General features: G+C 73.8%; 15 protein-coding genes. 6 read left to right on the top strand and 9 right to left on the bottom strand.

Annotation, left to right across the window (positions count from 1 at the left end; all coding sequences use genetic code 11):
* From KM427_RS02225 to KM427_RS02260, 9 genes are all read right to left on the bottom strand, one after another.
* Positions 1–1,245 carry an FAD-dependent oxidoreductase gene (locus tag KM427_RS02225; protein ID WP_215526110.1) on the bottom strand — a complete coding sequence of 415 codons (1,245 nt, stop codon included), beginning with the start codon at positions 1,243–1,245 and terminating at the stop codon, positions 1–3.
* Complete coding sequence (locus tag KM427_RS02230; protein WP_215526111.1) at positions 1,242–1,865, bottom strand: maleylpyruvate isomerase family mycothiol-dependent enzyme; 624 nt, start codon at positions 1,863–1,865, stop codon at positions 1,242–1,244. The genes KM427_RS02225 and KM427_RS02230 overlap by 4 nt, the downstream gene beginning before the upstream one ends.
* Positions 1,862–2,680: a fumarylacetoacetate hydrolase family protein gene (locus tag KM427_RS02235; protein ID WP_215526112.1), complete on the bottom strand. Its 819-nt coding sequence runs from the start codon at positions 2,678–2,680 to the stop codon at positions 1,862–1,864. Before KM427_RS02235 ends, KM427_RS02230 begins: the two co-directional genes overlap by 4 nt.
* Positions 2,677–3,825 carry a cupin domain-containing protein gene (locus KM427_RS02240; protein ID WP_215526113.1) on the bottom strand — a complete coding sequence of 383 codons (1,149 nt, stop codon included), beginning with the start codon at positions 3,823–3,825 and terminating at the stop codon, positions 2,677–2,679. Before KM427_RS02240 ends, KM427_RS02235 begins: the two co-directional genes overlap by 4 nt.
* A 117-nt stretch (positions 3,826–3,942) precedes the next feature.
* On the bottom strand, positions 3,943–4,077 hold the full coding sequence (locus KM427_RS25680; RefSeq protein ID WP_286674279.1) for a hypothetical protein: 135 nt from the start codon (positions 4,075–4,077) through the stop codon (positions 3,943–3,945).
* Positions 4,078–4,098: 21 nt separating this feature from the next.
* Positions 4,099–5,493, bottom strand: a complete 1,395-nt coding sequence (locus tag KM427_RS02245; protein ID WP_215526114.1) for a hypothetical protein — start codon at positions 5,491–5,493, stop codon at positions 4,099–4,101.
* A 264-nt stretch (positions 5,494–5,757) separates the two neighbouring features.
* A complete protein-coding gene (locus KM427_RS02250; protein ID WP_183592415.1) occupies positions 5,758–6,072 on the bottom strand; it encodes a LapA family protein in 315 nt (104 codons plus the stop codon).
* A 73-nt stretch (positions 6,073–6,145) separates the two neighbouring features.
* Positions 6,146–7,081 (bottom strand): Dyp-type peroxidase, encoded by a 936-nt coding sequence (locus KM427_RS02255; RefSeq protein WP_252274971.1) that lies wholly within the window; start codon positions 7,079–7,081, stop codon positions 6,146–6,148.
* 35 nt (positions 7,082–7,116) lie between these two features.
* Entirely contained in the window at positions 7,117–7,608 is a 492-nt protein-coding gene (locus tag KM427_RS02260) for a cupin domain-containing protein (protein WP_183592417.1), read from the bottom strand.
* A gap of 115 nt (positions 7,609–7,723) precedes the next feature.
* Here KM427_RS02260 and KM427_RS02265 point away from each other — a divergent pair, with 115 nt between their 5' ends.
* From KM427_RS02265 to KM427_RS02290, 6 genes are all read left to right on the top strand, one after another.
* On the top strand, positions 7,724–8,662 hold the full coding sequence (locus KM427_RS02265; protein WP_183592418.1) for an ABC transporter ATP-binding protein: 939 nt from the start codon (positions 7,724–7,726) through the stop codon (positions 8,660–8,662).
* The gene (locus tag KM427_RS02270; RefSeq protein ID WP_183592419.1) at positions 8,659–9,477 is read left to right on the top strand and encodes an ABC-2 transporter permease; all 819 of its coding nucleotides are present in this window, start codon (positions 8,659–8,661) and stop codon (positions 9,475–9,477) included. The genes KM427_RS02265 and KM427_RS02270 overlap by 4 nt, the downstream gene beginning before the upstream one ends.
* Positions 9,478–9,591: 114 nt before the next feature.
* Positions 9,592–12,885 carry an exodeoxyribonuclease V subunit gamma gene (gene recC, locus KM427_RS02275; protein ID WP_215526116.1) on the top strand — a complete coding sequence of 1,098 codons (3,294 nt, stop codon included), beginning with the start codon at positions 9,592–9,594 and terminating at the stop codon, positions 12,883–12,885.
* Positions 12,882–16,172: a UvrD-helicase domain-containing protein gene (locus KM427_RS02280; RefSeq protein WP_252274974.1), complete on the top strand. Its 3,291-nt coding sequence runs from the start codon at positions 12,882–12,884 to the stop codon at positions 16,170–16,172. The genes recC and KM427_RS02280 overlap by 4 nt, the downstream gene beginning before the upstream one ends.
* An 81-nt stretch (positions 16,173–16,253) precedes the next feature.
* Positions 16,254–18,065, top strand: a complete 1,812-nt coding sequence (recD, locus tag KM427_RS02285; protein ID WP_215526117.1) for an exodeoxyribonuclease V subunit alpha — start codon at positions 16,254–16,256, stop codon at positions 18,063–18,065.
* A 59-nt stretch (positions 18,066–18,124) separates the two neighbouring features.
* Positions 18,125–18,751 (top strand): ACT domain-containing protein, encoded by a 627-nt coding sequence (locus KM427_RS02290; RefSeq protein ID WP_183592422.1) that lies wholly within the window; start codon positions 18,125–18,127, stop codon positions 18,749–18,751.
* Positions 18,752–18,754 lie beyond the last annotated feature (3 nt).

An 18,754-nucleotide genomic window follows, 5' to 3' on the forward strand; every position in this document is an offset into this window, starting at 1 on the left:
TTACGGGGCGTCCACGAGGTCGGCCGAGCCCAGCGGGACGACCGGGTACATCGGCGGTTCCTGGTCCGGCGTCAGCGCCGTGGGCCCGTAGATCCAGTCCGTGTAGGTGTAGTCGTGGGTGTCCCGGGCCCGCAGCAGCGCGTTGCGCTGCAGCCGCTGCTCGCCGTCGAGGTGCCACAGCTCTCCCCAGGCGCGGGCCGTGAGCACCACGCGGCGGCAGTGCTCGGGCCGGACGGCCTCGTACGCCGCGAGCACGGTCGGCCAGTCGACCGCATCGGTGTCCGTGCGCCGCCGGCCGACGTGCTCGGCGAGCACCCAGCCGTCCTCGATCGCCATGATCGCGCCCTGGGCCATGTACTGCAGCGGCGGGTGCGCGGCGTCGCCGAGGAGCGCGATCCGGCCGTGGACCCAGGTCATGACGGGGTCGCGGTCGTACATCCGCCACCAGCGGTCCCGCCACATCAGCGGGATGCCCTCCCGCACCTCGGCCGAGGTGCGGTCGAACGCCTCGTCGAGCTCGTCCGGGGTGCCCCAGTCCTCCTCGCCCGCGAGCGCCTTCGGCGATCGGAACACCGCCACCTGGTTGAGCATCTCGCCGCCGCGCAGCCCGTAATGCACGAAGTGGCAGCCCGGGCCGACGTGCACGACCACCTCGGACAGGTCGACCTCGCGCTCGACCCGGGCGATCGGCACGGCGGCGCGGTAGGCGACGTACGCCGAGCTGACCGGCTCGTCGTCGACGAGCAGCGTGCGGGCGACCGAGTGCAGGCCGTCGGCGGCGATCACCACCGGCGCCTCCTCGACCCGGCCGTCGGCGAGCTGCACCCGTGCCCCGTCGGCGGTGTTGGTGTAGCCCACCACCCGCTGGTCGGTGCGCAGGTCGACGCCGGCGCGCTGGCAGGCGCGCAGGAACAGCCCGTGCAGGTCGCTGCGGTGGATCACCATGTAGGGGAAGCCGTAGGTGCGCTCGAGGTCGACGAGGTCGAGCCGGGTGAGCTCGGTGCCGTCGACGGCGTCGCGCATCACCATGCTGGTCGGCAGCACGCCGAGCGACTTCGCCTCGTCGAGGAGGCCGTACTCGTGCAGGATCCGCGTGCAGTTGGGCGCGATCTGGATGCCCGCGCCCACCTCGCCGAACTCCTTGGCCTGCTCGAGCACGCGCACCCGGAGCCCCTGGCGGGACAGGGCGTACGCCGTGCTCAGGCCGCCGATGCCGCCGCCCACGACGATCGCGTCGGGGCTCACAGCCAGGCTCCCAGGTCGGGTGCGCCGGCCAGCCCGTGCGGTCGGCCGGTGAGCCAGGCCACGCGCTGGTCGACAGGGCCCTCGACCAGCGGCACCTGGCCGCGCTTGGCGACGACGTCCTCGCAGAGCGCCGTGAGGAAGTCGGCCGGCAGGTCGGCGAAGGTGATGCCGAGGTCGAGGTCGACGGCATGCACGCACACCTCGCGGGCCCGGAGCCAGGGGATCTCCGTCGCGGGGACGGTGCGGCCCTGGGCGGTGGTGACCTCGGTGGCCCACTGCTCGGGGGTCAGCCGGCCCATCGCGGCCGCGAGCTCGGCCGTGGAGCCGCGCAGCCAGCGGTCGAGCTCGGCGGCCGAGAGCCGCGACCCGCGCTCGATGCCCGCGGCGCGCTCCTCGGGGCCGGCGTACATCGGGGTGGGTACGCCGGTCGCCGCCCAGCGCACGAGGTTGCCGAGCGCGTCGGCGTTGGCCGCCACGTGGGCGACGAGGTGCTGGCGGGTCCAGCCGGGCAGCAGGGTGGGCTCGCCGTACGCCGGTGCGTCGAGGCCGGCGACCGCGTCGAGCAGCAGCGTGGTGCCCTCGTCGACCCAGCGGCGGGCGTCCTGCGGCGTGCGGCTCACTCCTTGACCACCGTGTTGGTGCAGGCGCCGATGCCCTCGACCTCGGTGACGACGGTCTCGCCGCCGACCAGGTAGACCTTGGGGTCGCGGGCGTGGCCGACGCCGGCCGGAGTGCCGGTCACGATCAGGTCGCCGGGGTTGAGCCGGATGACGGTGGAGACGTACTGCACGAGGTGGACCGGGTCGAAGAGCAGGGTGGCGGTGTCGTCCTCCTGCATGACCCGGCCGTCGACCGTGGTGCGCACCGTCAGCGCCGGCCGGACGCCGCCGACCTCGTCGGGGGTGACCAGGTACGGGCCGACCGGGGTGGAGGAGTCCCAGATCTTGCCCTGGGTCCACTCGATGGTGCGGAACTGCCAGTCGCGCACCGACACGTCGTTCATCACCGTGAACCCGGCGATGGCGGCCTCGGCCTCGGCCTCGGACGCGCGGCGTACCGGCGTGCCGATCACCACGACGAGCTCGACCTCCCAGTCCAGGGCGTCGGTCTCGGCGGGCTTGACGATGTCGTCGTGGGCGCCGATCAGGGTGTCGGCGAACTTCGGGAAGAGGGTCGGGTACGCCGGCAGCTCGCGGCCCATCTCCTTGATGTGGTTGGTGTAGTTGTGGCCGACGCAGATCACCTTGGACGGGTTCGGGACGACCGGCGCGAAGTCGGCGCCCTCGACCGGGTACGTCGCGGCGTCGGCCGCCGGGGCCGGCGAGCCGGCCGCCAGGTAGGCGCCGAGGTCGGCGTGGCCGAGGTCGACGAGCAGGTCGCCGTCCTGCCGTACGGCGCGGGTCCCGGTGCCGGTGCGGATGGTGGCGAGCTTCATCGGGTGACTTCCTGTCGGTCGAGGTGGAGCGCCTCGAAGACGGGCGCGTCGGAGAAGCGGAACAGGTCGAGGCCGCCGGAGTCGGAGTCGGTCGACCCCGCCTCGGAACGGGCGGAGAAGGGCTCCCACGACGGCACCACGAACAGGTCGCCGCGGGTGACCGACCAGGTCCGGTCGCCGACGGTGACGGTGCCGGAGCCGTCGAAGACCTGGTAGACGCTGGAGCCGGTCTCGCGGACCGGGGCGGTCTCGGCGCCGCGGGCGATGCGGTGCATCTCAGCGCGGATCGTCGGCAGCACGTCGGCTCCGGTGGCGGGGTTGGCATAGCGGACCGCGGCGTGGCCGGGCTCGACCGTCCCGCCGTACCCCTCGGCCTCGACGGCGAGCTGGTCGGCCAGGGCCCGGTCGGTGAACTCCCACTTGTAGGCCAGCAGCGGGGAGCCCGGTGTGAGCGCGGTCGCCCCGCTGCCGGCCGAGAGCGGGCGCAGGCCGGGGTGGCCCCACAGCCGCTCGGAGCGGGAGCGCTCGGGGGTGATCCGCTCGGCGTCGGAGATCTCGTCGCGGCCGAACTCGAAGAACTGCGCCTCGGTGAGGTACTGGAACGGGATGTCCAGACCGTCGATCCACGCCATCGGCTGCTGCGTGGCGTTGTGGTGGGCGTGCCAGTTCCAGCCTGCCTGAGGCAGGAAGTCGCCGCGGCGCATCGGCACCGGGTCGCCACCCACGACCGTCCACACGCCCTCGCCCTCGACGACGAACCGGAACGCGTGCTGGGTGTGCCGGTGCTCGGGGGCGTCCTCGCCCGGCATCAGGTACTGGATCGCCGCCCACAGCGTCGGCGTCGCGAACGGCCGGCCACCCAGGCTCGGGTTCGCCAGCGCGATCGCGCGGCGCTCGCCGCCGCGTCCGACCGGCACGATCTCGCCGGCCTGCGCGGCCAGCCGGCGCAGGCTCTCCCATCGCCACAGGTGCGGCACCGCGCGGGAGCGCGGGTGCGCCGGCATCAGGTCGCCGATCTCGGTCCACAGCGGCACGAGCAGCTCCCGCTCGAAGCCGCGGTAGAGGTCCTCCAGCGCGGGGGTCACGTCGGGCTGGTCCGGAGCAGCGACGGCCTGCAGCCGGACGGGGGTCTGCGTGGTGCTCATGCCGACGAGCCTGGGCCGTCCACCACTGTGAAGAACAGAGAATTCTGGTTGACAGAATGTATGGGCGTTCCTCGAGGCCGGCTCTCCTCTGGGTGCGCCGTGGTGCGCCGGAGACGGCTACACCTGCGTGTGCTCCCCGGGCCCCTTGACCTTCAGGCTCGGCAGGTCGGCCAGGTCGTAGGTGATCTCGAGGTACGGCGGTAGCCGGTGTGCGCGACCCGCCAGCGCTCGGGGGTGCGCAGGTAGGAACACCGCGCCGCTCGCGCCGCTGGCCTAGAGTTCGTCGTCCGACGGCGTGCGGCGTCGACTCGCGGCAGCCTGCTGTCGCCGCTCCTTGGCCCGGGCGCTGGCTCGCGCCTTCCGTTCCTCGGTCTTCTGGGCGAGCTGGATGCTGCTGCTGGCCTTCAGCGACGTGCGGGTCGCCCCGGTCGTGGTGGCCGGCCGACTCGTGCGCGGTCGCTTGCTCGGGCGCTTGACGAAGGACGGCGCGGGCGCCGGCTCCGGAGCCAGGTAGACGTCGGCCTGCTCCGGGTTCGGGGCCTCCTGGCTGCTCGACAGCGCAGCGAGGCGGCTCTCCACGGGCACGTCGGCATCGTCGGTGAACGTCGTCCAGATGTCGGTGTCGTGGTCGGGTGCGGCGGCCAGGTGGGCGTCGAGGAGTCGCTGGCTCCGCTGGGTGGGCAGGCCCTGCGGGGTCAGCTCGACGTCGACGCCGGTCGACACGGCGTTGTTGGCGCCGTCGTGGCCCACGCGCAGGTTGCCCGGCGAGTCGAAGGTGCTCTTCAGGAGCGCCCGGTACTTGTCCAGGCCGCCCGTCTCCATGAGCGCGAGGGTGTTCCTCAGCAGGGTGTTGCGTGCGGCGACCACCTCCGGCTGGCTCGAGTCGGCGGAGTCCGGGGACTTGTGGTTCTCCAACGCGATCGCCCGGTTGTACATCTGCACCCGTCCGACCGCGGCCGCCTGCAGGGCCAGCGACCCCGGGGCGGGTGCGGTCTCCGCGCCGCGCGAGAAGTTCGCCAGGGCCTGGTTGAGGGTGTTCTGGCCGACACCGGAGGCGATGACGTGGTTGATGCTCGAGTCCGGCGCGTTGTCGCCGGCGTCCTGGGCTGTCTGCTCCTGGAGGGTGAGCGGCCGGCCGGTGCGATGGGCGTGGGCGAGGTAGGCGCCGTGGCTGCTGTCGTACTGCGTCAGGCGCTCGAAGATCGCCGACTGCTTGTCCTTGGCCCGGCGCGGCCGCTTCTTGAGCAGGGGACGGGTCGTCGGGTCCGCCTCGGTCTCCGTCGGCGGCGCCTGACCGTAGATCTTCTGGTAGGCCCGCGTCTGGTCTCCGGGCGAGAGGCCCTCACCCGGGCCGTACTTCACCTGGCTCTTGGAGTCCTGGTAGCGCACCGGCTCGTGGACGTACCGCCCGGGCCGGGTGATCGCCGGCCGGCCGCCCCGGCCCGGGCTCGGCCGGTCCGGTACGTCGCCGGCGGTCGCCGGCAGCGGCACCGGAGCGATCGGCCCGGACGCCGTGGAGTCGGGCACGGCCAGGTCCATGGGCACCTCGTGCTGCCCGATCGCGATGTCGTGCTCGGCCTCGGCGAGGTCCATCGGCTCCTGACGGTCCCCGGACGACTCCTCGCGCTCGGCTTCGCCCAGCTCCATCGGCACCTGCTGTCCGGTCATCACCGACCACCTCCGAACGCCTTCCCCGAGCCACGACGGCTCCCCACTTTCTCAGAGAACCCGCGTCGTCGCCCCGACTTCGCCGAGTCCGCCGGCTTCATCTCAGATGAGTAATTCCAAGGGATCGTGCAAGTGAGCGGCGCTCAGCGCCGCGCTGGCCAGGCGCCGGCGCGACGACAGACTGGATGTCTCTCGAGCGCTGGCAACGCAGCCAGCGTGGATGCTGAGCGTCGCGTAGCGTGCGAGACCTTGGAATTAGTCATCTCAGTGGCCTCCGCGACGGACCCGGCGGCGCAGCTGCCAGATCCGCAGGGTGCCGACCGCAGCGGTGAGCACGATGCCGCCCACGGTCGCGATCAGGAGCGCGACCGCCAGGGGTGCGGTGCCGTCCCAGCCGAGGAAGGAGATGTGCACGTCGGCGGTGTTCTGGGCGATGAAGGTGACCAGCAGGACCAGCAGGACCGCCGCGATGATCACGGCCGTCCAGGCGCCGCTGGTGCGTGATCGGCGCAGCGGGTCCTGGGTGGGAGGGGTGGGTGCCGCGACCTCCGGCTCGGGGTCGGGCGTCTGATCGGTCATGGGTACGCCGTACCCCGTCGCGGACCGGACGAGTCGCTGCCCCGCGACGAGCGCGCGGTGGGAGCCCGCCCCGTCAGCCTTCGAGCTGGTCGACGGTCGGCACGTAGAACAGTGCGCCGGTGGTGGCGGTGGAGACCTCGAGCAGGCGGTCGGTGGTGCCGGGCGGGTCGCCGAGGAACATGTTGCGCAGCATCCGCTCGATCACCGCGGGGTCGCGGGTGTAGCCGATGAAGTAGGTGCCGTACTCGCCGGTGCCGCCCGGTGCGCCCGTCAGGCTGCCGAAGGGCATGTTGTCGCGCAGGATCTGCAGCTCGGTGCCGTCGGCGTCCTCGATGCTGGTGAGCGCGGTGTGCGCCCCCGGCGCCTTCTGTTCGTCGGGCAGCTCGATGTCGGAGAGCTTCTCCCGGCCGATCGCGGCCTCCTGCTCCTCGACGGTCATCGCGTTCCAGGCGTCCACGTCGTGCAGGTACTTCTGGATGACCACGTAGCTGCCGCCGGCGAAGTCCGGGTCCTCGTCGCCGACGAGCAGCGCCCGGTCGACCGCGACGCCGACCGGGTTCTCGGTGCCGTCGACGAAGCCGAGCAGGTCGCGGCGGTCGAAGTAGCGGAAGCCGTGCACCTCGTCGACGATCGTGGCCGCCCCGCGCAGCCGCCGGGTCAGCCGGGAGGCGAGCTCGAAGCAGAGGTCCTGCTGCTCGGCCTTGATGTGGAAGAAGAGGTCCCCCGGCGTGGCCGGCGCGTGGTGGCGCGGACCCCGGATCTCCGCGAAGGGGTGCAGCTCGGCGGGCCGGGCGCCGCCGAGCACCCGGTCGTACGCCGCGCTGCCGATCCCGACCACGCACGAGAGCGCTGCCTCGACGTTGCGGAAGCCGATCGCCCGGGCCATCCCGGGCACGTCGGCCAGCACCTCGCGCACCGTCGACTCGCCGCCGGCGTCCACGGTCAGGACCAGGAAGATGGCGGCCCGGGTGAGCGGCGTCGTGACCGGCTGCGGCTCGGAGGCTGGCATGGACGCCATCGTGCCTCAATCCGGCTCTGCCCGGCTCAGTCCGCGATCGCCGCCGGCGCGCCGGTCTTGAAGAGCGTGGCGACGTAGAGCGTGATCGGGGTGGTCCCCGCGTTGCGGGCGTGGTGCACCTCGCCCTGCTCCTCGACGAGCCAGTGGCCGGGGCGCACCTTCACGGTCTGTCCCGGCTTGATCACCCGGACCAGCTCGGCGTCGTCGCCGGGGCCGGTCATCAGCCGCGCGCGGCCGGTCTCGACGGTGTAGGTGAGCACGCCCTCGGCGACGTACCCGAGCTGGGTGCCGGGGTGGTGGTGCGAGGCGAGGGCGGCACCCGGCATCACCACGACCTTGCTCAGGCCGAGCGTGCGCTTCGGGGAGCCGGTCGGGCCGGGGGCCTCGGCGAGCGACTGGCGGGCCACGGTGACCGGGGCCGGGTCGTCGTCCGCGGCGGCGGCGGTGACGGTGATGCCCGCGGCGAAGCCGGAGCCGACGAGGCCGAGCCCGGCGAGGGGAACGAGGAGTCGCTTCATGTCTGGTGAGGGTAGGGACGCACGGCGTACCCCCGCAGCGGATCAGGGGATCTCGGGGTCGGTCCGGGGGTGCTCCCCGATGTGCCGAGGGGCCCGCGCGATGGAGGGTCGACCCATGATCCGTGCCCACTCCCTCACCAAGCGCTTCACCACCGGAAAGGGGCAGAGCAAGAACGCTGTCGACGGCATCGACTTCGTGGTCGAGCCCGGCCGCGTCACCGGCTTCCTCGGCCCGAACGGCGCCGGCAAGTCGACGACGATGCGGATGATCCTCGGCCTCGACGCCCCGACGTCGGGGACGGTCAGCGTCAACGGACACCGGTACGCCGCGTCGCCCGCGCCGCTGCGCGAGATCGGCGCGCTCCTCGACGCGCACGCCATCCACCCCGGGCGGTCCGCCCGTGACCACCTGCGGTGGATGGCGGCGTCCAACGGCATCCCGACCACCCGGGTCGGCGAGGTGCTCGAGCTGGTCGGCCTGGAGCCGGTGGCCGGCCAGCGGGCCGGGCGGTTCTCGCTCGGCATGGGCCAGCGGCTCGGCATCGCCGCCGCGATGCTCGGCGACCCGCCCGTGGTGGTCCTCGACGAGCCGGTCAACGGCCTCGACCCGGAGGGCATCCGCTGGGTGCGCACGTTCGCACGACAGCTCGCCGACGAGGGCCGCACCGTCTTCATCTCCAGCCACCTGATGTCCGAGATGGCCCTGATGGCCGACCACCTGCTGGTGATCGGCCGCGGGCGGATCCTCGCCGACTGCTCGATGACCGAGTTCATGAGCGACCACGCCGCGTCGTACGTCCGGGTGAAGGCGCCGGCCCTCGCCGACGCGGCGGCCGTGCTGGGCGGACGCGGCCTCGAGGTCAGCCGGCACGACGACGAGATCCGCGTGGTCGGGCTCGACGCGCCGTCGGTCGGGGAGCTGCTCTTCGAGCACCGCCTGGCCGTCCACGAGCTGACGCTGGTGCGCTCCTCGCTCGAGGACGCCTTCATGGGCCTGACCGCCGACAGCGTCGAGTACCACGCGATCGCCCCCTCGGAAGGAGTCGCCCGATGACCGCCACGCTCATGGAGTCCGGCCGCGTCGTCGAGCGCGGCGACGTTGCCCGGCCGTCGTTCGCGGCCGTGCTGCGGGGCGAGTGGCTCAAGCTGCGCACCGTCCGCTCGACGTGGTGGACGCTGCTCGCGACGTTCGTCCTCGGTGCGGGCCTGACGATCCTGATGTGCTGGGGCAACGCCGACTGGCTGGCCTCGGCCGACGCCGACGAGTCGCCGGGCTCCTTCATCACCTGGGGGATGATGGTCGCCCAGATCACCGCCGTGGTGCTCGGTGCGCTGGTCGTCACGACGGAGTACGGCACCGGCATGATCCGCACGACGTTCGCCGCCGTGCCGGCGCGCGGCCGGGTGCTGGCCGCGAAGGCGGTTCTGGTCACCGTCGTGTTCTTCGTGGTGGGCACCGGCACCGCGCTGGTCGGGTACGCCGGCGGCAACTACTTCCTGGACCGCGAGGGCATCGGGATGGCCCTCGAGGGGGACGTGCTCCGCTCGATGTACGGCTCCGGTCTCTACCTCGCCGGCATCGGCATCTTCACGCTCGCCGTCGGCTTCCTGCTCCGGCACACCGCCGGCACCATCTCGGTGGTCCTCGCGCTGATGCTGATCCTGGGCAACATGGTGAACCTGGTGCCCGGCGCGGTCGGCGAGTGGCTGACCAAGCTGATGCCCGGCAACGCCGGCTCCGCGGTCTCGACCCCGGTCGCGTTCAACCCGAACCTGCTCGACCCCTGGCCCGGCTTCGGCGTCTTCCTCGTGGAGATCGCCGTGCTGCTCGCCGCGGCGTACGTCGTGGTGCGGCGGCGGGACGCGTAGGACCGGTCAGGCGAAGCGAGGGCGACACGCCGTGCGCCGTCGGCGTGTCGCCCTCGTTTCCCCGGGCGGCCGGGGAAACGAGCAGCTGTCCCCGCCACCCCATAGGGTCGGCCCGTGCCCCTGCAGATCCACCGAGCCGCCCGCACCGACGTGCTGGCCGACCGCCTCGGTGACCTGCTGGCCGCACCGCTCGACGATCCGTTCGCCGAGGAGGTCGTGGTGGTGCCGGCCAAGGGCGTGGAGCGGTGGCTCACCCAGCGGCTCAGCCACCGGCTCGGCGCGGGTCCGCGCGGGGGCGACGGGGTGTGCGCGGGGGTGCGGTTCCTCAACCCGCGCAGCCTGGTCAGCCTGCTGCTCGGCCGCGAGCGCGACGACCCGTGGGACCCCGAGCGGCTGGTCTGGCCGCTGCTCGCGACGATCGACGAGAGCCTCGACGACCCGCGGTTCGAGACCCTCGCCAGACATCTCGGCCACGGTCGGGAGGGCCCGGACCAGGAGCTGCGCCGCAACCGTCGCTACTCGGTCGCGATCCGGCTGGCGCACCTCTACGCGTCGTACGCCGTACAGCGACCCGGTCTGGTCACCGCCTGGCGCCAGGGAGACGACGGTGACCTCGCCGACGACCTGCGCTGGCAGGCGGAGCTGTGGCGGCGGCTCCTCGAGAAGGTGGCCGCCCCACCGCCCGACGTCCGGCACGCCGAGACCTGTGCGGCGCTGGAGGAGGGCGGGGCCGACCTGCCGCTGCCGGGGCGGCTGAGCCTCTTCGGGCACACCCGCATCCCCGTCACCGAGGTGGCGCTGCTGCGGGCGCTCGGGGAGCACCGCGACGTCCACCTCTTCCTCCCGCAGCCGTCGCCGACGCTCTGGGACGACCTGAACGGGCTCGGCGGCGTCGTGTCGCGCGACGAGGACGCCTCGTCCGAACGCGTCGGGCACCCGCTGCTCGCCTCGCTCGGCCGCGACGCCCGCGAGCTGCGCCGCACGCTCGACGGCATCGACGCCGAGCTCGTGCCGGCGCCCGAGGGTGACCCGGCCACGCTGCTCGGCTGGCTCCAGCACGACTTGCGCGCCAACCATGCTCCGTCGTACGACGAGCGCGCCGGCCGCCTCCTCGACGCCGCCGACACCAGCCTGCAGGTGCACGCCTGCCACGGCCCGGCCCGCCAGGTCGACGTGCTGCGCGAGGTGCTGGTCGGGCTGCTCCAGGACGACCCCACCCTCGAGCCGCGCGACATCCTCGTGATGTGCCCCGACATCGAGTCCTACGCGCCGCTGATCTCAGCCGGGTTCGGCCTCGCGACGAGCCAGGGCCCCGCGACGCGGGGGCACCCCGCGCACCTGCTCCGGGTCAAGCTGGCCGACCGCGCGTTGACCAGCACCAACCCGCTGCTCGCCGTGGCCGGCCGGCTCCTCGAGCTCTCGGGTGGTCGGGTCACGGCCGCCGATGTGCTCGACCTGGCCGGCAGCGAGCCCTGTCGCCTGAGGTTCGGCTTCACCGACGACGAGCTCGACCGGGTCAGCCGCTGGGTCGCCCGCGCCGGGGTGCGCTGGGGCCTCGACGAGGACTCCCGCAGGGCGTTCCAGATGGAGCGCTTCCCCCACAACACCTGGCGGATGGGCCTCGACCGGATCCTGCTGGGCGTCGCCATGAGCGGCGACGACCACCGTCATCTCGGTCGCGGCCTGCCGCTCGACGACATCGGCAGCAGCGAGATCGACCTCGCCGGCCGGCTCGCCGAACTGGTCGAGCGACTCGACGCGACGCTGACCGGGCTGGCCGGCGCGCGGACCGTCGCCGACTGGTCGGCCCGGCTGCGCGACGGCGTACGGTCGCTCACCGACGTCGACGCCGACGACGCCTGGCAGCTGCCGCAGTTCGAGCGCGAGCTGGCCCGCGCCGCCGCCTCGTCCCACGAGGGCGAGGTCGAGCTGCGGCTCTCCGACGTGCGCGCGATGCTCCAGTCCCGCCTGGCCGGCCGCCCGACCCGCGCCAACTTCCGCACCGGCACGCTCACGGTCGCCACGTTGGTGCCGATGCGCTCGGTGCCGCACCGCGTCGTGTGCCTGATCGGCCTCGACGACGGCGTGTTCCCCCGTGCCGGAGCGGTCGACGGCGACGACGTGCTCGGCCGGCGGCCGCTGACCGGCGAGCGGGACGCCCGCAGCGAGGACCGCCAGCTCCTCCTCGACGCCGTGCTGGCCGCGACCGAGCGCCTCGTCATCACCTACAGCGGTGCCGACGAGCAGTCCGGCGCGCGCCGCCCGCCCGCCGTACCCCTCGGCGAGATCCTCGACGCCGCCGATCGCACCACCGCCGCACCGGTGCGCGACCGCGTCGAGACCCGGCACCCGCTCCAGCCGTACGACGCACGCAACTTCGCCCCGGAGCGACCGTTCAGCTTCGATGCCGCCGCACTGGCCGGTGCACGCTCGGCGTGGAGCGTCCGCCGCGAGCCCCCGCCGCTGCTCACCGGCCCGCTGCCCCCGCGACCTCGCGAGGACGTGTCGCTGCAGGACCTCAAGGCGTTCCTCGCCCACCCGGTGCGCACCTTCCTGCGCGAGCGGCTCGACGTGGCGACCCCGTTCGAGCCCGACGACCTCGCCGACGCGATCCCGGTGGCGCTCGACAGCCTGGAGAAGTGGCAGGTCGGCGATCGGCTGCTGCGCGAGCTGCTCGCCGGGCAGGACCCGGTCGCGGTGATGACCGCCGAGCAGCTCGCCGGCACCCTCCCGCCGGGCGGCCTCGGCCGGGCCGCGCTCAACGAGGTCGTCGAGGAGTGCCAGCGGCTCTGGGCTCGCACGGTCGACGTGCGCCAGGGCGAGCGCCGGTCCGTCGACGTCGACGTCGACCTCGGCGACGGCCGCCGGCTCACCGGCACGGTGCCCGGCGTCTACGGCAGCCGGGTGGTCTCGCTGGGCTACTCGCGGCTCAACTACCGGCAGCGGCTGCAGGCCTGGGCCGACCTGCTGGCGCTCAGCGCGTCGTACCCCGACCAGCACTGGACCGCCCACGCCATCGGCCGCGAGCGAGCCGGCCCGAAGCGCGCGATCTCCGGTCCCCTCGACCACCGCGCCGTCGGCTGGCTGCGCGACCTCGTCGACCTGCGCGAGCGCGGGCTGCGCGAGCCGCTGCCGGTGCCGGTCAAGAGCGCCGGGGCCTGGGCCGAGGCGCACGCGCGCGAGCTGATGGGCCAGGACCTCTCGCCCGCCGAGGCCGCGGGCCGGGAGTGGGAGACCGATCCACACAACATGTTGGGCATCTCCGGCGAGGATGACGACTCTTACCACCAGCGGGTCTTCGGTGCCCGGGCTCCGGTGCGGGTACTGCTCGACGCCGGGCTGCCCGAGCACGCCTGGCGGATCTGGGAGCCGCTGCTCACCGGCGCCGAGAAGGTGGGCCCGCTGTGAGCGCGCCGATGACGCCGTTCAGCATCAGTGACCCGCTGCCCACCGGCACCGTGCTCCTCGAGGCTAGCGCCGGCACGGGCAAGACCTGGACCATCGGTGCGCTCGTGACCCGGTACGTCGCCGAGGGGGTCGCCCGCCTGGAGCAGATGCTCGTCGTGACGTTCGGCCGCGCGGCCAGCCAGGAGCTCCGCGAGCGGGTGCGTACCCAGCTGGTCGAGGCCGAGCGCGTCCTCGGCGACGACCCCGTCTCGGGCGACGTGGGCGAGACCGAGCTGGTGCGGATGCTGCGTGGCTGGGAGCCCGAGCGGCGGCGGCTCGGCCACCGCCGGGTCACCGAGGCGCTGGCCGGCTTCGACGCGGCGACGATCGCGACCACCCACCAGTTCTGCTCGATGGTGCTCGACTCGCTCGGCACCGCCGGCGACACCGACTCCCGGGCCCGGCTGGTCGAGGACCTCGACGACCTGGTCAAGGAGACCGTCGACGACCTCTTCCTCCGCGCGTTCGCCTACGACGAGGGTGGGCCGGTCTTCACGCACGCCGAGGCGCTCGCGATCGCACGGGCGGCCGTGGGCGACCCGCAGGCGCGCCTGGAGCCGGCCGGCGAGGAGCGCGGCACGCCCGCGGGCCGCAAGGTCAGCTTCGCCGAGGCCGTGCGCAAGGAGCTCGACCGGCGCAAGCGCCGGCTCGGCATCCTGTCCTACGACGACCTGCTCTCCCAGCTCGCCGACGCGCTCGCCGACGAGGACGGCGCGGCCGCCCAGCGGATGCGGCAGCGATGGAGCATCGTGCTGGTCGACGAGTTCCAGGACACCGACCCGGTGCAGTGGCAGGTGCTCGACCGCGCCTTCTCCGGCCACGCCACGATGGTGCTGATCGGCGATCCGAAGCAGGCGATCTACGCGTTCCGGGGCGGCGACGTCACGACGTATCTCCGGGCGGCCGAGACCGCGCGGACGAAGCAGACGCTGGCGGTCAACTGGCGCAGCGACGGGCCGCTGCTCGACGGGTTCCAGCGGCTGCTGGCCGGGGCGGCGCTCGGCGACGACCGGATCGTGGTGCGCGACGTGACCGCCCATCACGGCGAGAGCCGGCTCGTCGGGGCGCCAGCGGCGGAGCCGTTCCGGGTGCGGGTGGTGCGCCGCGAGACCTTCAACCGCCGTGGCCACGCGATGCTGTCGGTCAAGGATGTGCGGCCCCACATCGCCCGTGACCTGGCGCTCGACGTCCGCCGCCTGCTGGCCAGCGGCGCGACGTACGACTGCGAGCCGATCCGGCCGCGCGACGTGGCGGTGATCAGCTACCGCCATGCCGACCTCGCCGCCGTGCGCGAGGCGCTGCTGGAGATCGGGGTGCCGGCCGTGATCGCCGGTGGCGGCAGCGTCTTCGCGACGCCGGCCGCGGTCGAGTGGCTGACGCTGCTGGAGGCGCTCGAGCAGCCGCACCGCAGCGCCCGGGTGCGGTCGGCGGCGCTCACCTGCTTCGTCGGCCACTCCGCTGCCGAGCTCGACGCGCGCGGCGACGATCTCACCGACGAGGTCGCCGACACCCTGCGCGGCTGGGTCGAGCTGTTCACGACCCGCGGACTCGCCGCGGTGCTGGAGGCCGCCAACGTGGCCGGGCTGCCCGAGCGCGTGCTCGCCGAGGTCGGCGGCGACCGGAGGCTCACCGACTTGCGCCACATCGGCGAGGCGCTGCACGAGGTCACGCTCACCGAGCGGCACGGCCTGGTCTCCCTGCTGACCTGGCTTCGCGCTCAGGTCGCCGAGGGCCGCGCCGGCCGCGGCATCGAGCGCACCCGCCGGCTCGACTCCGACGCCGCCGCGGTGCAGCTGGTGACGATCCACGCGAGCAAGGGGCTGGAGTACCCCGTCGTCTACCTCCCCGCCCTCGCCGACCGTTTCGTCCCGAAGCCGACCCGCCCGCTCTTCCACGACGACGACGGCCACCGCTGCCTCGACGTGGGCGGCGCCGGTGCCGAGTGGGGCGACCACTGCCGTCGCTGGGCCGACGAGGAGGCCGGCGAGTGGCTGCGCCTGCTGTACGTCGCGGTCACGCGGGCCAAGTCGCAGGTGATCGCCTGGTGGGCACCGACCAAGAACGCCGTCGCGTCGCCGCTGCACCGCATGCTGATGCGCGCGACCGACGCCACCGAGGTCCCCGAGACGCCGCCGGTGCCCGACGACGACACGGTCGTCACGCTCTTCGCGCAGTGGCGCGACCGGGGTGGACCCGCGCCCGAGCTCGCGGTGCACCAGGATCCCGGTGTCGACCCGCCGCTGCCCGACCCGGTCTCCCTCGCGGCCCGCTCGTTCACCCGCGAGGTCGACACCGAGTGGCGGCGCGCGTCGTACTCCTCCCTCAGCAGGGTCGAGGTGGCCACCGGCCCGGCCGGAGCCGTGGTCAGCGAGCCCGAGGTGTCGGCCAAGGACGACGAAGTGCTCGGCCCGGAGATCGTCGAGGTGCCCGCGCCCGTCGCCGGCGACGTGCCCTCGCCGATGGCCGGGCTGCCGGTCGGCGCGACGTTCGGATCGCTCGTCCACGCCGTGCTGGAGCACACCGACCCCGACGCGACCGACCTGCGCGCGGAGCTGCTCGGCCACATCGACGAGCAGCTCGGCTGGTGGCCGGTCGCCCTCGACCGCGAGGAGCTCGCCGACGCGCTGGTGGCCGTCTGCGACTCGCCGCTCGGGCCGCTCGCGGGCGGGGCGTCGCTGCGCCAGGTGTCGCTCGCCGACCGGCTGCGCGAGATGGAGTTCGAGCTCCCGCTCGGCGACGGCCTGTTGGGCGATCTCGGCCCGCTGCTGGAGCGGCACCTGCCCGAGGGCGACCCGGTGCGGGCGTACGCCGTGCAGCTCACCGGACCGCTCGGCGAGCAGACGCTGCGCGGCTACCTCACCGGCTCTGTCGACGTGGTGCTCCGGCTGCGCACCGAGCAGGGTCCGACCTACCTGGTCGTCGACTACAAGACCAACTGGCTCGGCCCGGTCGACCAGCCGCTGACCGCCCACAGCTATCGGCCCGAGGCGCTCGACGGCGCGATGGGCCACAGCGACTATCCGCTCCAGGCGCTGCTCTACGCCGCCGTGCTGCACCGCTTCCTGCGCTGGCGCCAGCCCGGCTACGACCCGGAGCGGCACCTCGGCGGCGTGCTCTACCTCTATCTGCGCGGCATGTGCGGACCCGAGACGCCGCTGGTCGACGGCGCACCCTGCGGCGTCTTCGCGTGGCGCCCTCCGGTCGCACTCGTCGAGGACCTCTCCGACCTGCTGGACGGTGCGCGATGAGTGGTGTCTCCGCCACCCTTCTCGGCGCGCAGCGCGTGGATCTCCCACCGCCGCCCGGTGCCTCCCGGACGGAGACACCCGATGACTGAGCCCTTCGAGACGCCTCGTCCCTCGGCTCCTCAGGAACCACTGTTCGAGCCGACCGGCGAGCACGACTGGCGGATCGCGACCGGGGCGACCGGGCTGCTCGCGACGTACAACGCCGCCGGGGTGCTCACCTCCTCCGACCTCCACGTCGCGACCCGGATGGGCGCGCTCGGCGACGAGGACGACGAGCGGGTGTTGCTCGCGGTGGCGCTCGCGGTGCGCGCCGTACGCCGTGGGTCGGTCTGCCTCGACCTCGCCACCGTCGCCGAGACCGCGCCCGACCTCGACTGGCCCGACCCGGCCGCCTGGGTGGCCGCCATCGAGGCGTCGCCGCTGGTGGCCGCCGGCGCCGTCCGCTGGGAGCTCGGGCTGCTCTACCTCGACCGTTACCACCGGCTCGAGACCCAGGTCCACGACGACCTCGAGGCCCGGCTCGCCCTGGCGCCACCCGCGGTCGACGAGGCCCGGCTGGAGGCCGCGCTGGCCCGCGTCGAGGCGGGGCACTTCAGCGCGGAGCAGCGGGCGGCCGTGGTCGCGACCGTGCACCGGCGGACCACCATCCTCACCGGTGGCCCCGGCACCGGGAAGACGACGACGGTCGCCCGGCTGCTGGCGCTGCTGGCCGATCAGGCGGCCGGCGAGGGCGGGCGGCTCGCGATCGCGCTCGCCGCCCCGACCGGCAAGGCCGCCACCCGGCTCCAGGAGGCCGTGGTCTCCGAGCTCGGCGCGGTCGCCGAGTCGTGGCCGGAGGCGCCCGGGCTCGTCGGGCGTCTCGACGGCCTGACCCTGCACCGGCTGCTCGGCTGGCGGCCCGACAACGCGACCCGCTTCCGCCACGACCGCGGCAACCGCCTGAAGTACGACGTGGTCGTGGTCGACGAGTCGTCGATGGTCGAGCTGACGATGATGGGCCGCCTGCTCGAGGCGCTGCGCCCCGAGTGCCGGCTCGTGCTGGTCGGCGACCCGCGCCAGCTCACGTCGGTCGGCGCCGGCGCGGTGCTCAGCGACCTCGTGGCCGGCTACGACGCGCGCCCCGACTCCCCGGTGTCGGCGCTCACCACCAACTTCCGCTCGGAGCAGGACATCAAGTCGCTGGCCGACGCGCTGCGCACGGGCGACGCCGACGCGGTGCTCGGCGCGCTCCGGGCGCCGTCCGAGCAGGTGTCCTGGATCGAGACCTCCGACGAGGCCGAGGTCGAGGCCGCCCTGCGGCCCGAGTCGCTCGCTGCCGCGCGGGCGGTCTGGGAGGCCGCCAGCGCCGAGGACCCCGCCCGCGCGCTCGAGGAGCTCGACCGCTACCGGCTGCTCTGTGCCCACCGCGAGGGCCCCTACGGCGTGCGCCGCTGGAACCAGCGGGTCGAGCGCTGGCTCGGCGAGGACCCCGACGTCGAGGTCTACGGCCCGTGGTACGTCGGCCGGCCGCTGCTGGTGACGAGCAACGACTACGCGCTCGACGTCTACAACGGCGAGACCGGCGTGGTGGTGCGGCAGGGCGCGCGGCGGCGGGCGTTCGTGGCGGGGTCGGAGCGGCTCAAGGAGTTCGCGCCCGGCCGCCTCGACGCCGTCGAGACGATGCACGCGATGACCATCCACAAGAGCCAGGGCAGCCAGGCCGACCGGGTCACGGTGCTGCTGCCCGAGGAGGGCTCCCGGCTGCTCACCCTCGAGCTGTTCTACACGGCGGTCACCCGGGCCCGGCACCACGTGCGGGTGGTCGGCTCCGAGGCCGCCGTCCGCGCCGCGGTCGCCACCCGCGCGCAGCGCGCGACCGGGCTCCGGCTGCGGCTGGCGGCGCCCGCGGAGTGATCGGACGAAACCCGGACGCAACAGTTCGGGGCTAGGGTCGGGGGAGATTGGAGTGCGTGATGCCCTTCCTGCTGCGTGTTGAGCTGCCCGACGTCCCCGGATCGCTCGGTCGGCTCGCGGGTGCCATCGGTGAGGTCGGCGGTGACATCGGCGCCATCGAGATCGTGGAGAAGCGGCACGACGGCACCGCCGTCGACGACGTGCTCCTGGAGATCGCGCCCGGCTCGATGCCCGACTCCATCGTCTCGGCCTGCAACGCCCTCGACGGCGTCCGGGTCGTCTGGATCAGTCGGTACGCCGCGGGCGGCAACCTGTTCCTCGACCTCGAGGCCGTCGAGGAGCTGACCGCCGATCCCGAGGGCGCGCTCGACCGGCTCATCGACCTGCTGCCGGTCACCTTCCGCGCCGACTGGGCGGTCCGGGTGAGCAAGATCGACGGCATCGTCTACACCACGGAGGCCGCGCCCGGCGACCTCACCTGGGTGCCCGTCGACCGCGCCGCGCCGCTGGAGATCGGCGACGACAACGCGGTCGCCTGCGCGGCCCGGCTCAACAAGTCGGAGATCGTGGTGATCGGTCGCCGGGGCGGCCCGGGGTTCCTCGACTCCGAGATCGCCCGGCTCGGCCACCTGGTCGGCCTCGCCATGTCGATCTCGCGCACCGCTGCCAAGGCCCACGCGCACTGACGG

It is taken from the genome of Nocardioides sp. LMS-CY, assembly GCF_018732145.1.
GTDB classification, from domain to species: Bacteria; Actinomycetota; Actinomycetes; order Propionibacteriales; family Nocardioidaceae; genus Nocardioides; species Nocardioides soli.